Source organism: Acinetobacter sp. 1294596, from assembly GCF_000582925.1.
Classification (GTDB): domain Bacteria; phylum Pseudomonadota; class Gammaproteobacteria; order Pseudomonadales; family Moraxellaceae; genus Acinetobacter; species Acinetobacter radioresistens.
Genome location: NZ_JFCC01000003.1, coordinates 83,648 through 104,684, shown reverse-complemented (window position 1 = coordinate 104,684; position 21,037 = coordinate 83,648). Strand labels below are relative to the sequence as shown.

At 40.9% G+C, this 21,037-nt stretch carries 21 protein-coding genes; 5 read left to right on the top strand and 16 right to left on the bottom strand.

Annotation, left to right across the window (positions count from 1 at the left end; translation table 11 throughout):
- Positions 1–12 precede the first annotated feature (12 nt).
- Complete coding sequence (locus J502_RS02640) at positions 13–747, top strand: type III pantothenate kinase (RefSeq protein WP_005018826.1); 735 nt, start codon at positions 13–15, stop codon at positions 745–747.
- On the opposite strand, the gene J502_RS02635 is transcribed toward J502_RS02640, so the two are convergent.
- The gene (locus tag J502_RS02635) at positions 729–1,295 is read right to left on the bottom strand and encodes an RBBP9/YdeN family alpha/beta hydrolase (protein WP_005406582.1); all 567 of its coding nucleotides are present in this window, start codon (positions 1,293–1,295) and stop codon (positions 729–731) included. The genes J502_RS02640 and J502_RS02635 overlap by 19 nt on opposite strands.
- 156 nt (positions 1,296–1,451) lie before the next feature.
- The gene (ffh, locus tag J502_RS02630; protein WP_005018824.1) at positions 1,452–2,867 is read right to left on the bottom strand and encodes a signal recognition particle protein; all 1,416 of its coding nucleotides are present in this window, start codon (positions 2,865–2,867) and stop codon (positions 1,452–1,454) included.
- A 144-nt stretch (positions 2,868–3,011) separates the two neighbouring features.
- Between ffh and J502_RS02625 the strand changes: the two genes are divergently transcribed.
- Positions 3,012–3,821, top strand: a complete 810-nt coding sequence (locus J502_RS02625; protein ID WP_005018823.1) for a cytochrome C assembly family protein — start codon at positions 3,012–3,014, stop codon at positions 3,819–3,821.
- Positions 3,822–3,864: 43 nt separating this feature from the next.
- Here J502_RS02625 and J502_RS02620 read toward each other — a convergent pair whose 3' ends face one another.
- Positions 3,865–4,632: a class I SAM-dependent methyltransferase gene (locus J502_RS02620; protein WP_005406721.1), complete on the bottom strand. Its 768-nt coding sequence runs from the start codon at positions 4,630–4,632 to the stop codon at positions 3,865–3,867.
- Positions 4,633–4,848: 216 nt separating this feature from the next.
- Here J502_RS02620 and J502_RS02615 point away from each other — a divergent pair, with 216 nt between their 5' ends.
- Positions 4,849–5,802: a tRNA-dihydrouridine synthase gene (locus tag J502_RS02615; protein ID WP_005406543.1), complete on the top strand. Its 954-nt coding sequence runs from the start codon at positions 4,849–4,851 to the stop codon at positions 5,800–5,802.
- Between the two features lie 17 nt (positions 5,803–5,819).
- On the opposite strand, the gene J502_RS02610 is transcribed toward J502_RS02615, so the two are convergent.
- The 11 genes from J502_RS02610 to acnD form a co-directional block, all read right to left on the bottom strand.
- A complete protein-coding gene (locus J502_RS02610) occupies positions 5,820–6,863 on the bottom strand; it encodes a DUF1176 domain-containing protein (protein ID WP_034683020.1) in 1,044 nt (347 codons plus the stop codon).
- Positions 6,864–6,976: 113 nt separating this feature from the next.
- The gene (locus tag J502_RS02605; protein WP_005406657.1) at positions 6,977–7,570 is read right to left on the bottom strand and encodes a DUF2939 domain-containing protein; all 594 of its coding nucleotides are present in this window, start codon (positions 7,568–7,570) and stop codon (positions 6,977–6,979) included.
- 128 nt (positions 7,571–7,698) lie between these two features.
- Complete coding sequence (locus tag J502_RS02600; RefSeq protein ID WP_034429002.1) at positions 7,699–7,935, bottom strand: hypothetical protein; 237 nt, start codon at positions 7,933–7,935, stop codon at positions 7,699–7,701.
- A 231-nt stretch (positions 7,936–8,166) separates the two neighbouring features.
- Positions 8,167–8,547, bottom strand: a complete 381-nt coding sequence (locus J502_RS02595) for a hypothetical protein (protein WP_005406595.1) — start codon at positions 8,545–8,547, stop codon at positions 8,167–8,169.
- Positions 8,548–8,646: 99 nt separating this feature from the next.
- The gene (locus J502_RS02590) at positions 8,647–9,033 is read right to left on the bottom strand and encodes a ribonuclease E inhibitor RraB (RefSeq protein WP_005018810.1); all 387 of its coding nucleotides are present in this window, start codon (positions 9,031–9,033) and stop codon (positions 8,647–8,649) included.
- A 230-nt stretch (positions 9,034–9,263) separates the two neighbouring features.
- A complete protein-coding gene (locus tag J502_RS02585; RefSeq protein ID WP_005406687.1) occupies positions 9,264–9,929 on the bottom strand; it encodes an RluA family pseudouridine synthase in 666 nt (221 codons plus the stop codon).
- A 599-nt stretch (positions 9,930–10,528) separates the two neighbouring features.
- Positions 10,529–11,236 carry a DUF1003 domain-containing protein gene (locus J502_RS02580; RefSeq protein ID WP_005406765.1) on the bottom strand — a complete coding sequence of 236 codons (708 nt, stop codon included), beginning with the start codon at positions 11,234–11,236 and terminating at the stop codon, positions 10,529–10,531.
- Between the two features lie 39 nt (positions 11,237–11,275).
- Entirely contained in the window at positions 11,276–11,959 is a 684-nt protein-coding gene (locus J502_RS02575) for a hypothetical protein (RefSeq protein ID WP_005406532.1), read from the bottom strand.
- Between the two features lie 140 nt (positions 11,960–12,099).
- The gene (locus tag J502_RS17060; protein ID WP_227499300.1) at positions 12,100–12,282 is read right to left on the bottom strand and encodes a zinc ribbon-containing protein; all 183 of its coding nucleotides are present in this window, start codon (positions 12,280–12,282) and stop codon (positions 12,100–12,102) included.
- Between the two features lie 82 nt (positions 12,283–12,364).
- Positions 12,365–14,191 carry a hypothetical protein gene (locus tag J502_RS02570; RefSeq protein ID WP_046206316.1) on the bottom strand — a complete coding sequence of 609 codons (1,827 nt, stop codon included), beginning with the start codon at positions 14,189–14,191 and terminating at the stop codon, positions 12,365–12,367.
- A 75-nt stretch (positions 14,192–14,266) separates the two neighbouring features.
- Entirely contained in the window at positions 14,267–16,873 is a 2,607-nt protein-coding gene (gene acnD / locus J502_RS02565; protein ID WP_005406611.1) for a Fe/S-dependent 2-methylisocitrate dehydratase AcnD, read from the bottom strand.
- A 260-nt stretch (positions 16,874–17,133) separates the two neighbouring features.
- Between acnD and ygfZ the strand changes: the two genes are divergently transcribed.
- Positions 17,134–17,853 (top strand): CAF17-like 4Fe-4S cluster assembly/insertion protein YgfZ, encoded by a 720-nt coding sequence (ygfZ, locus tag J502_RS02560; RefSeq protein WP_005406851.1) that lies wholly within the window; start codon positions 17,134–17,136, stop codon positions 17,851–17,853.
- Between the two features lie 429 nt (positions 17,854–18,282).
- Positions 18,283–19,071: a tetratricopeptide repeat protein gene (locus J502_RS02555; RefSeq protein ID WP_005406724.1), complete on the top strand. Its 789-nt coding sequence runs from the start codon at positions 18,283–18,285 to the stop codon at positions 19,069–19,071.
- Between the two features lie 44 nt (positions 19,072–19,115).
- Here the strand turns inward: J502_RS02555 and J502_RS02550 are convergent, their stop codons facing one another.
- Entirely contained in the window at positions 19,116–20,237 is a 1,122-nt protein-coding gene (locus tag J502_RS02550) for an NADH:flavin oxidoreductase/NADH oxidase (RefSeq protein ID WP_017401157.1), read from the bottom strand.
- A gap of 167 nt (positions 20,238–20,404) precedes the next feature.
- Positions 20,405–20,971, bottom strand: a complete 567-nt coding sequence (locus J502_RS02545) for a DNA-3-methyladenine glycosylase (protein WP_005018795.1) — start codon at positions 20,969–20,971, stop codon at positions 20,405–20,407.
- Positions 20,972–21,037 lie beyond the last annotated feature (66 nt).

The window sequence follows — 21,037 nt, the reverse complement described above, 5'->3', positions numbered from 1 at the left end:
CAGGGTTGTGCTATGAGAGAGTTATGGTTAGATATTGGCAATACACGCCTGAAATACTGGATTACTGAAGATCAACAGGTGATTGAACATGCAGCCGAGTTGCATTTACAGTCACCGTCTGACTTGCTGTTAGGTCTGATTCAGCACTTTAAAAGTTTAGATTTATCCCGGGTTGGCGTATCCTCGGTTCAGGATAAAAAAAATAATGACCGTATTTATAAAATTTTAAGGTTCCTGAATATTCCTGTAACTTTTGCCAAAGTTCATGCTGAATATGCTGGCCTTGAATGTGCCTATGATGTCACGCAGCTCGGTATTGACCGCTGGCTGCAGGTTCTTGCCGTAGCCCGGCCAAAACAGGACTTATGTATCATTAGCTGTGGAACAGCACTGACTATTGATCTGACCCACGGTCATCAGCATTTAGGTGGATATATTTTGCCGAACCTCTATCTGCAACGTGATGCATTGATTCAGCACACTAAAGGAATTCGTATTCCTGAAGCAGCTTTTGATGACTTGAGCCCTGGCCGTAATACACTCGATGCAGTACACCATGGAATATTATTAGGCCTCCTCAGTACTATCAAGCATGTCTTGCTACAGTCCCCCCGCCAGTTAATTCTAACTGGAGGCGATGCACCACTGTTTGCCCGCTTCCTTGAGCAGTATCAACCTGAAGTTGAAACTGATTTACTGCTCAAGGGGCTACAACGTTATATTCATTATTATTCAGTCAGCACATAAGGTTCAATCGCCTGCCACACCTCCGGCAGCTCGGTACAGCCTTCAGAGTCAATAAAGTGCCCTTGATGCTTAGCCTGGATAACTTCAGCATCCAGGCTTTTAGCCTGTTCCAAGCTAAATTTTGGTGGTACACGGTCATCACCCTCTGAATAGATCACAACCCGATGCTCTATCTGCTGCTTTAATAGTTCCAGGTCAATTTTGCAGGCATCAATAAAAGGGTCAACCTCTTCAAGACGCCCTAAACGACCGTTAAAGCCTGCCACCAGTACCAATTGTTTGATCTTCTGGTTCTTTAATTGATGTGATAAGTAATGCAAGGTGGCAATACAGCCCAGACTGTGACCAATAAAGATACTGTTTTCATTAATCTCTTTAATTTGCTCAGCCATTTGCTGATCCCAGTCTTCCAGTTTAGGAGTTGTTGAAGGGTCCAGACGTAGTACCTGCAAACTGACATTTTGCTGTTTGGCATATTGTTGAATCCAGGGAAACCAGTTCTGTTCAGGGCCAGCGGTATAACCATGAACTACAATAACCTGTGTCATTTTTCTTCTCACTTTTGACGATGAATGCCTTGAGTGTGCCGTAAACTATGACTGATTCGGGTAAGCAAATGTTGGGTTTTCTTAACTTTAAAATATATAAATTCTTAAGCTTGAAAATAAAAAAGAGCGCTTAGTGCGCTCTGTTTTTAAATACGGTTAAGGTTTTTTCTGCGGGTCGTTTCCGCCAAAAAGCGGGCCTGCGCCACCACCGCCACCAAACTGTTTTTGCAGATTGCCAAGTGAACGCATCATCTTGCTCATACCTGCGGGATTGGAGAACTTTTTCATCATTTTTGCCATCTGAGCATGCTGTTTAATCAGTTTATTGACTTCAGCAACATCCATACCACAACCAGCAGCAATACGTTTTTTACGGCTCGGGTTAATCAGATCAGGATTACGGCGCTCTTTTACAGTCATAGACTGAATGATAGCTTCCATTTTCTTGACCTGCTTTTCAGGATTAGCCTGCTCTAGCGCCTGCTGAATTCCTGAGTTGCTCATACCTGGCAACTTGTCCAGAAAACCCATCATGCCGCCCATTTTGCTCATCTGTTCGAATTGCATCAGCATATCTTCAAAGTTAAAACTGCCACCTTTTTGCAGTTTCTTCGCCATTTTTTCGGCTTTTTCTTTGTCGATCTTGCGTTCAACTTCTTCGACCAGTGACAGAACATCACCCATACCCAGAATACGCTGTGCAACACGTTCCGGATGGAAAGGTTCCAGGGCATCAAGTTTCTCACCCATCCCCAGAAATTTGATTGGCTTGCCGGTAATAGCACGCACTGACAATGCCGCACCACCGCGCGCATCACCATCAGTTTTGGTCAGGATCACGCCAGTCAAAGGCAAGGCATCATTAAACGCCTTGGCAGTATTTGCAGCATCCTGACCAGTCATGGCATCTACCACGAACAGGGTTTCAGTTGGTTGAATGGCGGCATGGAGTGCTTTAATTTCGCCCATCATGTCATCATCAATATGCAGACGGCCTGCAGTATCGACAATCAGCACATCAGCAAACTTGATCTTGGCCTGTTCTATGGCACGATTCGCAATAACAATCGGATCTTCATCAGCACTTGACTCAATGAATTCCGCACCGACTTCATTCGCAACGGTCTGAAGCTGTTTAATGGCTGCCGGGCGGTAAATATCGGCAGAAACCATTGCTACTTTTTTCTTTTGACGTTCTTTTAAAAAGCGAGCCAGTTTTGCAGCAGTTGTGGTTTTACCGGCGCCCTGCAAACCTGCAAGTAGTACTATAACTGGAGGCTTTGCAGCTAAGTCAAGACTTTCATTAGCCTCTCCCATCATTTTGGTCAGTTCGTCATAGACGATCTTGACAAAAGCCTGCCCAGGAGAAAGTTGGCTCATAACTTCCTGACCCAATGCCTGTTCCTTAACTTTCGCAATAAATTCACGAGTTACAGGTAACGCAACATCGGCTTCAAGAAGCGCCATACGTACTTCGCGTAACGTATCTTTAATATTGTCTTCGGTCAGTTGCCCTGAGCCAGTAACATTTCTTAAACTCTGCGTGAGTCGTTCTGTTAAGGTATCAAACATTGCAAAATCCGCTTAAAATGGCCAGTTGCAAAAAATCTTTCCTAAAAATAGAAAATTTATGCATAGAATGCTATAGGATACTGTAGTTCGCGTAGAATTTATATCTTATAACTTCAATATTCATAGTCCGAGAAAAGGTTTGACATGCTCAGTCTCCCCTTGGTTTTTACGATCTTAGCATTAATCGCTTATACCACATCATTCTGGTATTTGTTTGTTAATTTAATGTCTAAACATCAACCAAACCATGGGCTCATCGGCGTTATGCTGGGCTTAGGACTTTTTCTGCATGCAGCAGTATTGTATAGCGATATGCTTACACCAGCGGGCATTAATTATGATGTTTTCAACCTGATGTCTTTCACCTCAGGACTGATGCTGCTGTTGAGCCTGCTTTTTAGTACTTACCGGCCGGTATTGGCCTTAAACCTGTTAGGCATACCTGTAGCGGCAACCGGTCTGGTCATGGGATTCGCTTTTAGCCGTCCGACCCAGATTATTGAGCAGCGGGATTTAGGTTTAGACCTGCACATAATCTTATCATTATCTGCATACGCGGTTCTGCTGATGGCAACTATTCATGCGGTGCTGCTCTGGTTCCAGAACCGTGAACTTAAAAACAAACAGAAACGCCGGATTTGGGTGAATTTATTGCCTTCTGTTCAGGCAATGGAATCCCTGCTATTTGACCTGATTATTACCGGCTTTATTTTACTTACGATTGCCTTAGGTCTGGGTTTCTTTACTGTTGATAACTTCTTCGCCCAGCATCTGGCTCATAAAACGGCTTTTAGTATCATTTCTTGGTTTATTTATGGTGCCCTTTTACTTGGGCATTACAAATTCGGCTGGCGTGGTCAAAAGGCGATTCGCTTTACATTAGTCGGTTTTCTTTTGCTGGCTATTGGCTTCATTGGCAGTAAATTTATTTTAGAAATGATATTAGGCCGTTAAATAAAATTGAGTATTTCTTGAATCTCAGTTTTACGCCAGCTTCTTATTTTAATACTGGATGTACACGACCAATACGCAAGGCTAATGGCCATTTAACCAGTTTGGTCTGTTGAGGGTTGCCCCACATTGCCACTAATTCGGCTCGAAGTGACTTTAAGGGATCAATACCCAAGCTCTGTCTGGCCTGTTTTAATACAGACCACGTACTGATATACCCGAGAAGCTGTTCCAGATTCCACATCATGTGCATGGTCAGAGCAGGTGTTTCAACTGGTTGAAATGGAAAAGCCAAGTTCTGGTATTCATCTTCTACATGGCGCCGTTCAGAAGGCCAATAAGGCATGATGGTGTCGTAGTAAAAATGTTGAATAGGTGCATTTACCTCTCCGTCTACATGTAACACACCATAACTTATCAGAGCGATTATGGCATCTGGACGTGCAACCCGTCTCACCTCTTCATAAAAACTTTCCAGTTTAAACCAGTGCGCGGCTTGCGCGACCGTGATCAGATCTACACTTTCTCCGGGTAGTCCACTATTATCTGCTAAGGCAGTTTTATAGTTTATCCGTTGATGTGGCTGAGCCTTGGCAATCTGCTCTGTACTGGCATCTGTCGCGACTACCTCATCAAAATACTCGGCAAGCAAGACCGAAAGTTGGCCTGTACCGCAGCCACAATCCAATGCACGTGCACAAGATGGAGCAAGCTCGGCCAACATTTTGGCTAATATATGGGGGTAGTTCGGCCGGTACAATGCATACAGTCTTGAGTCTTTTGAAAAGTAGTCCTTAAACTGTCGGTTTTCCATGGGAACCCATCCTGCCTGAGTTTGAATAAAACCTTGTACAATGCAAAGCCTATCCTGTTGCTATCTATTACAATAGTTAAAATACAAAGTAGTTTGGTAGATTAATTGATCCTCATAACTTAGTTTAATTCTATTAAAACTTATTTTATCTCGATTCTGGACATCCCACTTAAAAATGCGTATAACGCTGTTTTTTCATTGTCCAGGTAAGACACTGTGAAACTTGTTCTTGCGCCTATGGAAGGCTTAACTGATCCGATTATGCGGGATGTACTCACACATGTGGGGAGCTTTGACTGGTGTGTGACCGAGTTTATTCGTGTTACGGACTCTGTTCTGCCCGACCATATCTATTACAGTTATTGTCCTGAATTAAAAGCTGAAGGTAAAACAGCCGCAGGTACTCCGGTTCATGTCCAGTTTTTAGGCAATAATCCTGAAATGCTGGCGGCAAATGCAGTACGCGCTGCTACACTGGGTGCTCCCGCAATCGATATGAATTTTGGCTGCCCTGCAAAAACTGTAAACCGCCATCGTGGTGGTTCTGTACTACTGGATGAACCAGAGGTTGTATACGAGCTGGTAAGAGCTGTACGTGATGCAGTCCCGGCCCATATTCCAGTTTCAGCTAAAATACGCTTAGGCTATATGGACCGTAACTTTATGCTGGACAATGCGCATGCTATTGAAGACGCAGGCGCATCTTGGGTGACAGTTCATGCCCGTACCAAAGCTGATGGTTATACTCCGCCTGCGTTCTGGGACCAGCTGCAACCCATTCGTGAAGCCCTAAAGATTAATGTAATTGCCAATGGCGAAATCTGGAACAACACTGATGCACGTCAATGCCAGCTAGAATCTGGCTGTGAAGATTTGATGATTGGACGTGGTGCAGTTACCACCCCCGATTTAACTCAATGCATCCGCAATAACTCAGATGAACCTCTGCTTTGCTGGCAAGACCTGTTAGATTTACAGATACGCTTTATCAATGGTCCATCCAAAACTGAAATCGGTATGGTTGGCCGTTATAAACAGTGGTTAGGCATGATGTCAAAACATTATCCAGAAGCAAAAATGCTGTGGAATGAAATCAAACGTCTGAAAAAAATTGACGAGATTAATGAAAAGATCACAATACAGTTGCCAGTCCGTAAAATTAAAATATGACAGACTGGCCATACCACTTACTTAACTTGTGAAACAAAAGTAGGTAACTGCCAGGCTCCACCTGCAAAACCTTTGCATTGACCAGTGGTTGCATTGTAACTTTCTACAAAACCGTTACTGGTCCAGACCCACTCCTGCCGGCTCCAGCAGTCCCCCAAGCCACGTCCTTTATGATGGGCAAAAATTTCACCCTCACTAAAACTTGAACCCTGTGTAGTTGCCAGATGCTTGACCTGTTTAAGTTGAGGGTCCATCACCCAGTAACCTGAACCGGCATTATAGGCACCACGCCAGCACGGACTTTCAACTACAACATTCTGCCTGTCTAATGTATAGACCGTTATCTGGTCATGATCAAGATAATTTGCTTCAAATAAAATTGGACAGCCTTCCCGGTCTGCTGTTTTTTTAAATTTAGTAATTAGTGCCTTGGCTTGCGGGCTATTTAAGGCGAAATATCGTGCTGTGCCCGGCCGGTAGGTTTTAGTAAGTACTGGCATAGACTGGGCCTTGATTACTTTATCTTGGCTAACATTTCCAGAACGAATCAGAGCAGATGCAGTATCTACCCGGTTCTGAAAGGCATCCATTTTAAGTAATACTGCGGTTGCACCCTGATCAGATAGTTGCCACTGCTCCTTACCCAAACTGAAGACAATCTGGCTACTGCCCTTCAAGGCGGTTAAAAGATGCTGAGTCTGCTGTTTAGAGAGCGTACCACGCGCATTGTCTCTTTTTAGTATAATACTGCCTAGGGGGCGACCATTAATATATAAACTAAGATGAGGAGTACCTTTAATCTGTTCCAGAAATTTCTCGTCTTCATGACTAATCTGGACCTGAGCCAGCACTGCGGTATCTGGCCCAGCCTTACGTGTCAACAAAACTGATACCGGATGAGAGATGTTTTCTTCAGTCTGATAACCGGCAGCACGACAGGTACCTGTATTTTCACAGGCGAGTGACCAGTCTTTATATTCAAAGGCCAAACTGGCAGAGGCACCAGCCAGACATAATGTGGGCCACATTAAAATAGCGCCGAGACCAAATACTGTTTTCATATTGGCTTCCTGTACTTATTTTATTGTCCCTGATATTGAATTGCATCTGCCCAGATGCCTAGTTTGAAATTGTAAATAAAAAGAAATAATTATAGTTTTTTAAATTTTTTTATTTACTGAGGCAGTTCAATGGCCGTAATTTTCCAGCTCCACCCACTACGACTCAAGATAAAGCTGGTATACCTATTAGCTGTAGGTACCTGAACTCTAAACCTGTTCATGCTCAAATACCCAGCCTTGTAATTTAAAGCTGTTTGTGAAGAAGATGCTGAAGCAACAGATGCCCCAGATAAGAATGAGGCAGCAGCTTTTTTAGGTTCAGGCAGATGATAAACAACTGAAGAGCCTTCATACCGGGTGAGCCGGATTGCTTCTGAGAACTCCTTCCCTTGTAGTAACAGTGCGACACCATATGGATTAACCAAAGTTTCTACCAGGTAGTTAGTCAAGTCTGTTGTAAGCTGCGCACCAAATTGCTCAAACGGATTAGAGCGTTGCTCAAAACCCATTTTTTGCTCTAAGTATTGGCTTAGCTGACTTTTTAAGCTTTGCCGCACAGCCGGATAATCGATATAAGATGAAAGCTTGCCAAGCTGATTCTCCTCAACTGCCTGCTTAACCTGATAAAGTACCCAATAAGGTGATGCAAACCACCAACCGGCAATCAATAATACCAATAATCCACTGAATACTTTCAGAATTTTCATATAACCTTTATACCATTTCATCTAAACTGGTGATGTTTATTTATTGCATCATTGGTTTCAGTTTTAGTCTTCTTTCAGCTATTCAGTTTTTTATCTTAAAATCTCTGTGCCTTAGTTAATCTTACTTTTTATTGAGCATACATTATAGTAGCAAAGGCATCACGCACATGCTGATTAATATAAGCTGTGAGTCCTTTACCACTGACTGCAAGCTGCTTCATCTTTTCGATATGATGTTCGCCCGCACTAATATAGGTATAGACATATTGTTTGGCTGATCCTTTAAACTGCACCATGATATAGTCCGAGCCAATATAATAAAATTCAATATGGGATTTACCGCTAACATCTTTATATGGTTCCAAGATCAGGCCCACCTGTCTCTTAACACAGTCGCCCTATTCTATCCTGCAAGGCGAGCAACTGATTTTTTAATTTACGTTGTATTAGTTTAATCTTTCAGCCCTACCGCTTTGTATAATTTTGATCAACGGGCAAACGCTCAAAAGCAACCTGAATACTTCATGTATTTAAATAATGGCTAATAAGTTCAGCTGCCATAAAATTAGGCTTCCCATGATAAAAGATACTTATAATTATTTTTCAGGCTCACATTGTACCGGCATTGCGAAACCCTCACCCTGAATAAATCCAGTCTGGTTATTTTCATTTATCGCCAGAATAAAATTGGCTGCAATATCTTTTTGTCCATGCATTGCCAATTCATTCGCTGAGGCTAAAAGATGCTGCCGGTCATATAAAATTTTTGCTTGTCCTGACCAACAAGCGCTATAGGCACAAACCTTTAACTCACCAGCTTGCTGCAGCTGGATATACATCGGCGTAAAATTTTCCTGATTTATTTCACAGCCACGCGCACCACAATAGATTTCGAAATCATGATTTTTGCAGCTCCAGTTGGCTGCATAAGTCAAAGGGCTAGCCAACAGCAGGCTTAAAAATAAAGTACGAATCATGACCGATTAAATCTAGAAAATTTATCGGCCAAAATAGCGTACTTAATATCAGAAACAAAATACTTTTATTTACAATCTTGAGGTCAGATCAAAATTTTATCAGGATGAAATATTAGGGCTTTCTTCTTCATCTTCATAGATATAAGACATGCAGCCCCAACCATCATATTCACCGTCGAATTCTCCAGCAATTTTAGTAAACCATTCTTCTAGGTCCACAATATCTTCATGTTCAGGAATCATATTAATATGAATATTTACTATCCATAAGTTTGCCCCGTCAGTCTGCTCGTCTTCCTGAAACATGGAAACTTTTTGTTCCTGCTGCAGTAAATGTAGCGCGCACTTTTCTGCCAGTTCCTGAGTTTTAAAAACAATAGAAAATTCGACCTCATGCAGGTCACTCAAGTCATTGCCGTCTTCATACATTTGCCAAAGTACATCGCCATTTTCATCGTCAGGAAATTGCTGATAGTCACGAGTCATGAGATTATCCTTGTTATGCTTGTGGTCATTATAAATAAATCATCATTATTCAATATCAGCACAAAGATTAATCTATTTTAATTTCACATGACCAGCTTAATTCTGTTTCTAATTAATTCATGATGATTTTAAATATAAAGTTTATAACCCTGCACCTGGTTTAAGAACCACCTGTTTTATATTTAAATTAATTTATATAGCTAATATACCAGTCTAAAGATCACCTGTGATTAAAACGGGATAGCCATATTAATTTCAATCAAATCTTTGCTTAGCGGTTGCTGGAAAGCCAGGTAACTGGCATGCAATGCCATTCGCTTTAAGTAAAAACCACCAGGTTCAGGGTGATATAGCTTATCTCCCATAATAGGATGTCCAATATATTGCATATGTACTCTTAACTGGTGCGAACGACCAGTTATAGGTGTCAGTAATACCCGGGTCATGTCATGCTCCTCATGATATTGAAGTACCTGAAATAAGGTTTTAGCCGATTTTCCCAGTTCAAAATGTACGATTTGCCGCGGGCGGTTTTCCCAATCGGTAATTAATGGCACATCAATACTGCCCTGATCATTAAGCTGGCCCTGTATCAGCGCAACATAACGCTTGGTTACGGTACGTGCCTGAAACATTTTGCTGATCGCGACTTCTGCATCACGATGTTTGGCAAACATCAGGATACCTGAAGTTGCCATATCCAGCCGATGGGTGATCTTAGCATGCGGATATTTTTCTAACAGACGTAGATATGCGCTGTCCTGATGCTCAGGCAGACGTCCGGGTACAGAAAGTAATCCTGCTGGTTTATCTATAATAATTAAATCATCATCTTCATATATAATAGATAATGGCTGTTGCGGCGGTGCATAGATAAAGGGTTGATTCAAAGCCATGCGGTTATATGAAGAATGAATTAGCCCGAAAAATAACAAGGGATTATACAGCTGTCAATTCTTGATTTATAACAGGTTAATCAGTTGATTTTCTGGTCTGGAATTCAAACTGAAAGGGCAGCTTTATATTTTTGAAAGTATTATTTTGATAGTTCTACTATCTAAAGATTTATTGTAATAACAGAATATTTCAGGTGTCAGGGAAAACTTTACGGTTTACTTCAACTATCATAACTTTGTAAGTGATGATCTTATAGCCTATAAACTTCTGGTTTATAGCGTCCTAAGCCGAATCGAGACCTTTTGGGTAAGTACTGCACTCGCGTTTTGCGCCGCTCACAGCATGCTACTCTTTTCGATCCCTACTACACCTTGAGATCTACTTTAACTAATGCTGGACGGAATTAATTTTCGAAGTTCAGTTAATTTTTATATTTTTTAGAAAAATTTTCTACTAAAAGTAAAATTTTAAGGATTTTTTCTTTTATCTCTCATTTTTTAATATTTTTATTGCAGTAAAGTTTATTTTTACAGAATTATTTTCTTTTAAAGTCAGAAAACTTCTAACTCTATCTTCATCTGATCATTAAATAATTTTATTACTTTAAGTTTCTTTTGTTGAGCTCAGTTAATAGATCTAGCTGAATTTCCTGAATTTTAGCTAACCGGTCCCACTGGTGCATCAGCAGATGATCAAGCTTTTCATGTAAATGCCGGATTTCAAGCTCTGCTTTCAGGTTGACCTGATAATCATTTTGCGAACGTAACCGGTCTTTGGCTTCCTGCCGGTTCTGACTCATCATAATAATAGGCGCCTGCACTGCAGCCAGACACGATAAAATCAGGTTTAGCAAGATAAATGGATAAGGATCTGCCGGACGGTTTATCATTATAACGGTATTGACTAATATCCAGCCTGCCAGAAAAAGTGTAAAGCAGATCAGAAATGCCCAGCTACCACCAAAAGTTGCTATTTTATCGGCCAGCCGTTCACCCAGTGTCCAGTTCTGGTCAAATTCTGATTCTGTGTCTTTTGTAATAAGCTCATGTTCTTGCAGGCTTTGAATAACTTCATACTGAAGACTAGAAACTTCCCCCTGTTCAGACTTTAATAACCCTTGCACGTACTGCATACGATAATGGGTTAAATCAACCTGACAAATATAATCATGAACAGACCATGCTGGAAAATCTTTTGCTATTTCCTGTGTAATATCTTGCCGTACCGCATCTAAAAGAATCAGACTCTTTTCATTAAAATTTCTTTTACAAATCAGACATTTATGTAATTCGTTTTTATCATTCACCCTTATGTCCTTTTTTGTAGTTCAGTCTGCTTATTTTAATTAATTTAAATGATCAAAATCTTTAATTTTAGATAAATACACAGGTGCCTGATTCATCTTATACCAAGTTTCTTTAAATTTTGGTGTATCATCATCCCGGTTCTTATTTATATTTTCTCTTACTAATTTCCGCTGAGTTAAGTAGTTAATACTGGTTTGACTATTAATATAAGGACCGAAATTATCTGAATTGTCATAGCCCACCAATTGCAGATCATATTCTTTTAGTTGAAAGCGGTAGCGCAAGTAACCATAACGGCCATGGGCATAATGCACATTCAGCAATCCTTGTTCGACAGATAATAGTAATTCCGGCGCATAATACACGCCCCCATCCTCATACTCCGACGAGAAGCATGACAGATTCTGTATGATCTTTTTATATTGACCATTTTCATTTACAAGCACAATTATGCCACGACGATTTCGGTCCAGCTTTCCCTGATACTTATCATTTACCCATTTTGCAAGATCAGTTGCCTTAACTATCAGCACCACATCTGTTTTCCGGTCTTTATTCAAATCTCCTGTTATAACTTCAGTGAGTCTGTAACTTCTCGGAATATAAGATTTGTAGCGACTACTGTCTTCTTTCAGCCGGATTTCTTCAGAACTTTTATTTTCAGCCCATATTAATGTTGGAAATGTGACAACCATGAAGACTATAAAAATATAAGGAATCATCAGAATGATACTTCTAAGGTAGTAGCTTATTACAGTATGAACTCAACTTTCTGTAAAATACAGGAGTGTTTAAAAAGCAAAAAGCCCTATGGAGTAATAGGGCTTTTCTAAAAAACAGGGGTATCTGTTTTATTTATTGCTTAAGCCACCTTATCGTTATATTGGGTGCCGTAGCATTTGGTACACGGGGGTAAACGGTCTGTACCAATTTCTAAGTAAACGCGATGCCCGCATTGAACACAAAAATAGAAACCTGTTCCCGGTTTTGAGCCAGCTGTTACCATCTTTGTTCTCCATGAGTGTTTAGAAAATGGTCTAAGCAGTATAACCCTGTTGTGATGAAAGTCTATTGGTTATTTTGAAAAATGATGGTGTCATTTTTGCAAGAAATGATTTCAAGAAATTTCACTTTCTATTTACTTTTCTCGATTTTTTTTGAATTTTAGACTTTGGCTTTCTATTTACTTTCTTTCTATGCTCTTTAACTTCATGCCCAAATAAATCCTCTCTTTTTAAACGTTGTAAATCTAAAGAAATTTTCTTTAACTCATATTTTTTATCTGCTAATGTTTTAAAATAAATTTCATCAAAAATATCAGCATTCTTCATTGTTAGAGGTATATAGTCTGCTTTAGCTGAAATAAAACCTTTTAAGCCTCCTTGATATTTTAAATAAGCTCCCACATATTCCAACTCATCCATGCTTATTACTTTATTATGCAACTGATTTCTTTGTGATAAAAACTCATAAAAATCAGAATAATTTAACTCTAAATGATCCCATGCCTGAACAATACTATCGAGATTTGCAATATCAATAACCCAAGGATACGATTCACCCTCTTGTTTATCCAATAAATAATTCAAATTGCAACCAAGAGCTCCAAAATCATCCCTTGTCACACAAATAGTATGAATAACTTTAATTTCCACCAAAGGGATTTCAATTAAAAGTTTTCCCTTTTTAGTAAATAAAGTTAGTTTTTGATCGTCTAACACTCGATTTTTTAAACTATTAGCCTGATCAAATGCTTTCTGTAAACCTGCACTACTTTTAAAATGATCTCTAATTTTGATAAAAGCTTTTTCTGCATCACGCATTGGCTCTTTTGGCGGAGATGCTTTAGCCTCAACAATTAATAGCACACCATTATCATAAATGACTAAGTCATGCTCATTTGTAGAATTTGCATTCTGAAAGGCGCTTTCATAAAACTCAGCATTACTGCTACATAATCTTTTAAATAATTCGGTAGTCTTTGACTCTAGCTTTTTATCTCGATTTTGAATATTTTTTTGAGCGCTTTTTACTTCTTTGTATAAAAAATTTTCTAAAAAATTAATGATTGCAATGAAAAATGAATTATTAGCGACATAATAAATTCTATCTTTATCAATAAATAGAGATTTAAACTGGATGGGATTTTTATCAGTAAGATATATTATTTCTTCTGCGTCACCTCTTTTTAATGAAAACACATTTAAGATATTATCTAATTTTTCACTTTCGAATTTATCTGAAATTTTAGAAATAGGAACAGAAAAAACTTTTAAACTATTGTCAAAAAAATTCTTCATTTTTCCCTGTAGTTCGCTATCGTCTTTTATTCTTTGCATTTCCAATGGGAAATTAGCGATATCCTCATCACATTTCTCTAAAAAACGTTGGCGATATAAATCTAATAATTGAATTTCTTTTTTTCTCTCATCAAAATTATTCTGTATTTCATCTTCTAAAAGAGTCGAAAAACTAAGTAAATCTTCAACCGAAAACTTATAATTTTCTTGCAAAATTGTTGAATAATCTTTGAACCAAAAGAATATCCATTCTTTAATCTGATGAGAATTTAATGTTTTACTTGTAAAAAAATAATGGATAAAAGCAGACATTACCACTAACTTAGTTTGTTTATCATTTTCATTATTTTTGTCTACATCAAAATAATTAAGGGTATAAAAACTAAAAATTCGATTTAATAGTTTACTAATTTTTTTATCTAAATGATCATTAAATTCAGTAGGATTTGTCGGTTCTTCCTGTGATGCAGCTAAACCTAATAAGTAAGTACCTTGTTGAAAGGGTGAACTAAGTGTCGTGGATTTTCCATGATTAAACTCAAACTGTCTCATACTTATAAAGTTTATTAAAGATTCTAAACTAATTGTTGAAGTTAATTGTTTTAGTTCCTTAATAGCTTTTAATAACTCATCATGCAGTTCTGGTTTCATCATGTCCTCAAATTTAAAAACCCCACATAAATGTAGGGTCCTTTCACAAAAAAAATCAAATACTTTCAGAATAAGTCATCAAGCCACATTCCCTTCCAAGAAATCCTGAGCAAAGCGCTGTAATACCCCACCCGCTTCATACACAGAAACTTCTTCTTCTGTATCTAAACGGCAGGTCACAGGCACTTCAATGATCTGCTCCTTACCATCTTCTGTGGCACGCTCAATCACCAGAGTTAAAGTCGAACGTGGCGCAATATTACCAATTACGCTATACAGCTCCGTACCATCCAGTTTTAATGTTTTACGGTCTGTACCCGGTTTAAACTCAAGTGGCAACACCCCCATACCCACCAGATTAGTACGGTGAATACGCTCAAAACCTTCAGCCACAATTGCTTCAACTCCCGCCAGACGTACACCTTTGGCAGCCCAGTCACGACTTGAACCCTGACCATAATCCTTACCGGCAATAATGATGAGCGGCTGCTTGCGGTTCATGTAGGTTTCAATCGCTTCCCACATACGCATCACTTCGCCTTCAGGCTCTACACGTGCTTTTGAACCCTGCTTGATCGTACCGTCAGAACGCACTACCATTTCGTTATACAGCTTCGGATTCGCCAGGGTGGCACGCTGTGCAGTCAGGTGATCACCACGATGCGTTGCATAAGAGTTAAAATCTTCCTCAGGTACACCCATTTTTGCCAAGTATTCACCCGCTGCCGAATCACGCACAATCGCATTTGATGGAGATAAATGATCGGTAGTGATGTTATCGCCAAGGATTGCTAAAGGACGCATATTTGCAAGAGTACGCGGTGCTGCCAATGCTCCTTCCCAATATGGTGGACGGCGAATATAAGTACTTTGTGGCCGCCAGTCATATAGCGGACTTATTGCCTGCTCGGATCGGTCCAGATTGAACATAGGGATATAAACCTGCTGAAACTGCTCTGGTTTTACACTACGTGCTACCAGTTCATCAATTTCCTCATCAGAAGGCCATATATCTTTTAAATAAATCGGGTTTCCTGCCTGATCATGACCCAGCACATCATTTTCAATATCAAAGCGGATAGTCCCGGCAATTGCATAGGCAATGACTAATGGCGGTGAAGCCAGAAATGCCTGTTTAGCATAAGGATGAATCCGGCCATCGAAGTTACGGTTACCAGAAAGTACAGCTGTGGCATACAGGTCACGGTCAATAATTTCCTGCTGGATAGCCGGATCTAACGCGCCTGACATACCGTTACAGGTGGTACAGGCATAAGCTACGATACCAAAACCGAGTTTTTCCAGATCTTCAAGCACCCCTGCTTCTTCAAGATATAATGCTGCCGCCTTTGAGCCGGGGGCAAATGAAGATTTCACCCAAGGCTTACGGGTTAGACCTAACTCATTGGCTTTACGTGCCAGCAAACCAGCAGCTACTGTATTTCGTGGGTTCGACGTGTTGGTGCATGAGGTAATGGCAGCAATAATAACTGCCCCATCCGGCATTAAACCGTCATCACGCTGTTCAACTACCCCGGCAATTCCTTTTGCTTTTAAGTCACTGGTAGAAACACGCGCATGCGGATTAGATGGACCGGCGATGTTACGGGTTACCTGAGACAGATCAAAACGTAATACTTTTGGATAAACCGCTTCTTTCATCTGCTCGGCCCAGAGCCCGATCTGTTTGGCATACTGCTCAACCAGTTGTACCTGCTCCGGTTCACGACCTGTGAGGCGCAAATAGTCGATAGTATTCTGGTCAATATAGAACATTGCTGCAGTGGCGCCATATTCCGGTGTCATATTGGAAATCGTGGCACGGTCACCGACTGACATGCTATCAGCACCTTCCCCAAAAAACTCCAGATAGGCACCTACTACACGCTCCTTACGCAGAAATTCAGTTAAAGCCAGCACAATATCAGTCGCAGTAATGCCAGGCTGACGCTGTCCAACCAGCTCTACACCAATGATATCCGGCAGACGCATCCATGAGGCACGGCCAAGCATCACGTTTTCAGCTTCCAGGCCACCCACCCCAATCGAAATTACGCCCAGCGCATCGGTATGGGGGGTATGCGAATCTGTTCCGACGCAGGTATCTGGAAATGCAACACCATCTCTGACCTGAACCACTGGTGACATTTTTTCAAGGTTAATCTGGTGCATAATGCCATTTCCAGCAGGAATGACATCAACATTTTTAAATGCAGTTTTAGTCCAGTTAATAAAATGAAACCGGTCTTCATTACGGCGGTCTTCAATAGCGCGATTTTTTTCAAAAGCATCCGGGTCAAAACCGCCATATTCTACAGCCAGCGAATGATCAACAATCAGCTGGGTCGGTACCACCGGATTAACTTTGGCCGGATCACCGCCCTGTTCAGCAATTGCATCACGCAGGCCTGCCAGATCAACCAAGGCAGTCTGGCCTAAAATGTCATGACAAACCACACGTGCCGGATACCATGGAAAGTCACGAGTCTGGAGGCGCTCAATCAGTTGCTGTAAAGATTCGGTTAATATTTCTGGTTCACAGCGGCGCACCAGTTGTTCAGCAAGTACTTTGGAAGTATAGGGAAGCTGGTCATAAGCGCCTGGCTGAATATCTTCGACGGCCTGACGCACATCAAAGTATTCAAGCTGGGTATCTGGCAACGTTTTGCGGTATTGGTTATTCATACGTACTTGCCTCTGCATCTTTTTGCTTTATTTCATCTTTTTGTGTTGATTTCACTTTCCGTGCATTGGCATTGTACGCTGTTCAAAACCCATTTCCCAAATCTTATATATTTCAAATACCTATATATAAAAATACTGGTTTTTGAAATATTTAGTTACCTTTAAATGGGCTTTTCTAGCAAAAAGCTGCTTTTTTATTAAAAATCAGGGAAAATACAACTCATTCTTTAGTATTAAATTGCAAGATTGAGACTGATAACATGACTAGTTTGGCTTTTCTCTGTTTTAGCTTAAAAGGTGTTGATGCACAAAAATTCTTGCAGGGCCAAGTCACGGCAGATGTAGAGCGGCTGGACAGTAACTACCGTTATACTGCTATTTGTGACTTAAAAGGCCGTATTCATTTTGGCTTATGGTTAAGTCGGCAGGATGCTGAAAATTTCAGTATTGTGGTAACTCAGGACCAGTCTGAAGAATTTGCCAAGCATATCCGCAAATATGGTGCATTCTCTAAAATGGCATTTGAAGATATTGGTGCCGTTTTTCCAAGCATGGATAATGCTCTCACCAGATTTAGTAGTGAAGATACGGATTTAAATGCCTGGCAATTACAGGCAATTGAACAGGGCCAGGCCTGGATCACCAGCTTAACCGAGCATGAATTCCAGCCTCAGGAACTACGCCTGCATCAGCGTGGTGGTGTGCATTATGACAAGGGGTGTTATCTGGGTCAGGAAATCGTCGCTCGGCTATGGTTCAAGGCAAAACCGAAGCACTGGCTACATTTGGTACAAGGCTCAGGTACTGCCCCTGCTCCGGCGACTCTACTGCATGATGATGTAGAAGTGGTTAATAGTATCGCTGTTGAAGATGGCTATAAGGCATTAGTAGTTGCTAAACCGGTAGCACTTGATACGCTTGGATTAACCTTATTGGAATTGCCAGAATCGCTTAGAGGCGATGTGGCACGGCCAAAATAAAGCTGTGTTTGAAATTATGGGTAGTAAATATGACCTCCAGTAAATCTGGAGGTTTTTTATCAATCAGTCTATATTTTTTAAAACTCATTCTTTGAACCATATTGTTCTGGAAAAAAACCAAGTTTGACCAAATTTTTAATATAAAAATCAAATTACTATAAATATTTTTTATCTATGAAGCAGGTTAAGATATAAAAACTATTTGAATAGTTTTAGAGCTTTCATCAAAAATTATCACCTAATACATTCTTTTATTTTTTAATCAGAATTTAAGGAAAGACCGGCATAGTCATAGCTGTAGCCTGATTAATCTTGCAAGATTTTTGGTGTCCCATATTTACATTCATATAATTCAGCTTATGATTCATGTTGAATGAATCACAGTTATTCCACATAAATGGAATTATGTGCAGAAAGAAGAGGAAAAAAATGAAAAAAATTCTGCTCGCCAGCCTGATTGCAGTCACCAGCACTTTTAGCATGGCTGCACCAAGTAGTGATAAAAATCCGGCTTTTGAACAAATTGAACAGCTAATTAAAGCAAATGATTACACCACCGCTTATCAACAGTTGCAAAAGCTGGCTCAAGAAGGTAATCCGCAAGCGTTGTATAATCTGGGTTACCTGACCCAGGTGGGAAAAGGCGTAACTAAAAATGAGCAGCAGGCCTTAAAATACTACCAGCAGGCCTCAGAGAAAGGCTATGTAGTGGCCGATTATGTACTTGCCAATAACTACGTGACTGGTGGACTGGGCCTGCCTAAAGATGAGAAGAAAGCCAGAGAGTATCTGGAAAAAGCCTCAAATGCGGGCTTTGATGATGCAACTGTCCAGCTTGCAGTGGCGCTATTTTCAGAAAATAAGCCAGCATCTGACCAACAGGCATTAAAGCGACTTGATCCGCTTATTAAGAAAAATAGTATGCCGGCAATTCATACCAAGGCACTCTATGACATTAGTACAGGCATCAAGAACAAGCAGGAAAACAAGGTTAATCAGGGACTCCAAAGTATTCAGAATCTGGCCAAAAAAGGTTATATACCCGCCTTGATGGCAGTGGGTAATATGCTTGCCAATGGAACCATTGTGCAGCAGAATCTGCCTGAGGCACAGAAAATTTTTAGTGCACTGGCCCAGCAGAATGTTCCACGCGCTAAAGAATCACTGGATACCGTTAATAAAATGATGACTGATCAGAATAAAGCCAAGAAAAGCTAAAGATTCAATATAAAACCCCGCCAGATGACGGGGTTTTTTATAATTTATTTTTCTGCTTTAAAAGGATGGAATAATTCTTTTAAACCATGCGGTTGACTCCGTAGATATTGCGGTGCAATCGAAATATTTTCACCGAGTTTTGCAGCTGCATGCCAAGGCCAGCGTGGGTCATATAGCATGGCACGGGCTAAACCAATTGCATCTGCCTGACCTTTTTGGAGGATTTCTTCGGCCTGTTCAGGCTCGGTAATCAGTCCGACTGCGATAACAGGAATGCTTATACCCTGTTTAATTTTCTCTGCGAAAGGCACCTGATAATTTGGCCCGACTTCAATACGCTGCATTTCATGCAGTCCGCCTGATGAAACATGGATGTAAACCGCTCCCAGCATCTGTAGGGCTTTTGACAGGCCGGTACTACATTCTACATTCCAGCCTCCCTGCTCATCCATCCAGTCAGTAGCCGAAAGACGCACCCCGACGGGGAAGCCTGCTGGTACTGCATCACGAATCGCCTGAAATACTTCCAGTACCATTCGCATACGGTTTTCAAGTGAGCCGCCATATTCATCTGTACGCTGATTGGATAAGGGCGATAAAAACTGATGCAACAAATATCCATGGGCTGCATGGAGTTCAATCAGGTCAAAACCTGCTTCGACTGCACGACGTGCCGCTGCCGCAAAATCTGCCTGTACCTGATGAATCTGATCAAGTGTTAAGGCATGTGGTTTCAGGTCAGCTGCGGCAAAACTTAATTCACTGGGTGCCACCGTATTCCAGCCATGTTCATGATCTGGTGCAATCTGGCCTTTGCCTAGCCATGGCTTATCAGTTGATGCCTTACGCCCGGCATGAGCTAACTGAATCGCAAAAGGCATAGGAGATATCTGACGGACTTTACTGAGCAAAGCCCACATCTGATCGCGTTGCTGATCATTCCATAAGCCCAGATCAGCATAGCTGATTCGACCTTCAGCCTGTACTGCTGTTGCCTCTACAATACATAAACCGGCACCAGACAGTGCATAATTGGCCCACTGCTGTTCATGCCAGTAAGTTACCTCACCCTGATCAGTGGCTGAATATTGGCACATAGGTGCAATAATAATGCGGTTGGCAAGTTCAAGGCTACCAAAATTAATTTTCTCAAACAGCTTGGCCATATATTTCTCCAGTTTTATTATTAAGTGGGCAGAGTGCCTAGACGCTCACTAGCCTACACCGAACCAGCTTTATTTTTATAGTCCAGCCTAAAAAAACCATACAAAATCATGAGCAAGACAGCCTTTAATACAACATACTCTGTACAGGAGTTAATATGAACCAAACCTTAACGGCTCAAACTCGGATGTGCTTTCCAGCAGTAACGCTCCAGCCAGTCTTTGGCCTCTTCAGCATAGTCGATTCCAATACGCGGTGTCTGTACAATTTCAGGCTGCTGAGTTTTCTGTTCTATCCATAGCCCACTTTCCAGTCCGACTTTCTGTCCTTTAAAAGTACGATTAATTCCCATATGCCGGGTCAGTTTCCCTGGCCCAGCCATTAACTTGAATTCCTGCCGTGTCTCGGCATCCTCAAAATAGCCGGCCCGCAACATCACACCTTCTGGCACACCTTCAGTCTGGGTAATAATATTAAGCATTTCATACATGCCATAGATCAGATATACATAAATAGTTCCACCTGCTTGGTACATAACTTCGGTACGTGGTGTTTTACGGTTATTATAGGTATGACAGGCTTTATCCTGACAGCCCAGATAAGCTTCTGTTTCTGTAATGATACAGCGCCTGATTTCTCCACTATCTTGGCGCACACATAACCTACACCCAACCAGATCATGCGCAACGTCTGAAGTATCGCGCTGAAACCAGGTTAAAGGTAGAATCTCTGCCATGTTTTTCCTCCTTTTCATATCAATACCAGCTTGTAAATTATTCATGCAACCCGATATTATTGCTAT

Coding starts and splice junctions, on each gene's coding strand:
- J502_RS02585 (WP_005406687.1), bottom strand. CDS start 9,929: ATGGCTTTGAATCAACCCTTTATCTATGCACCGCCGCAACAGCCATTA.
- J502_RS02555 (WP_005406724.1), top strand. CDS start 18,283: ATGAAAAAAATTCTGCTCGCCAGCCTGATTGCAGTCACCAGCACTTTT.
- ffh (WP_005018824.1), bottom strand. CDS start 2,867: ATGTTTGATACCTTAACAGAACGACTCACGCAGAGTTTAAGAAATGTT.
- J502_RS02610 (WP_034683020.1), bottom strand. CDS start 6,863: ATGAAAACAGTATTTGGTCTCGGCGCTATTTTAATGTGGCCCACATTA.
- J502_RS02575 (WP_005406532.1), bottom strand. CDS start 11,959: ATGATTCCTTATATTTTTATAGTCTTCATGGTTGTCACATTTCCAACA.
- J502_RS02635 (WP_005406582.1), bottom strand. CDS start 1,295: ATGACACAGGTTATTGTAGTTCATGGTTATACCGCTGGCCCTGAACAG.
- J502_RS02595 (WP_005406595.1), bottom strand. CDS start 8,547: ATGATTCGTACTTTATTTTTAAGCCTGCTGTTGGCTAGCCCTTTGACT.
- J502_RS02625 (WP_005018823.1), top strand. CDS start 3,012: ATGCTCAGTCTCCCCTTGGTTTTTACGATCTTAGCATTAATCGCTTAT.
- J502_RS02605 (WP_005406657.1), bottom strand. CDS start 7,570: ATGAAAATTCTGAAAGTATTCAGTGGATTATTGGTATTATTGATTGCC.
- acnD (WP_005406611.1), bottom strand. CDS start 16,873: ATGAATAACCAATACCGCAAAACGTTGCCAGATACCCAGCTTGAATAC.
- J502_RS02640 (WP_005018826.1), top strand. CDS start 13: ATGAGAGAGTTATGGTTAGATATTGGCAATACACGCCTGAAATACTGG.
- ygfZ (WP_005406851.1), top strand. CDS start 17,134: ATGACTAGTTTGGCTTTTCTCTGTTTTAGCTTAAAAGGTGTTGATGCA.
- J502_RS02620 (WP_005406721.1), bottom strand. CDS start 4,632: ATGGAAAACCGACAGTTTAAGGACTACTTTTCAAAAGACTCAAGACTG.
- J502_RS02550 (WP_017401157.1), bottom strand. CDS start 20,237: ATGGCCAAGCTGTTTGAGAAAATTAATTTTGGTAGCCTTGAACTTGCC.
- J502_RS02545 (WP_005018795.1), bottom strand. CDS start 20,971: ATGGCAGAGATTCTACCTTTAACCTGGTTTCAGCGCGATACTTCAGAC.
- J502_RS02570 (WP_046206316.1), bottom strand. CDS start 14,191: ATGATGAAACCAGAACTGCATGATGAGTTATTAAAAGCTATTAAGGAA.
- J502_RS02590 (WP_005018810.1), bottom strand. CDS start 9,033: ATGACTCGTGACTATCAGCAATTTCCTGACGATGAAAATGGCGATGTA.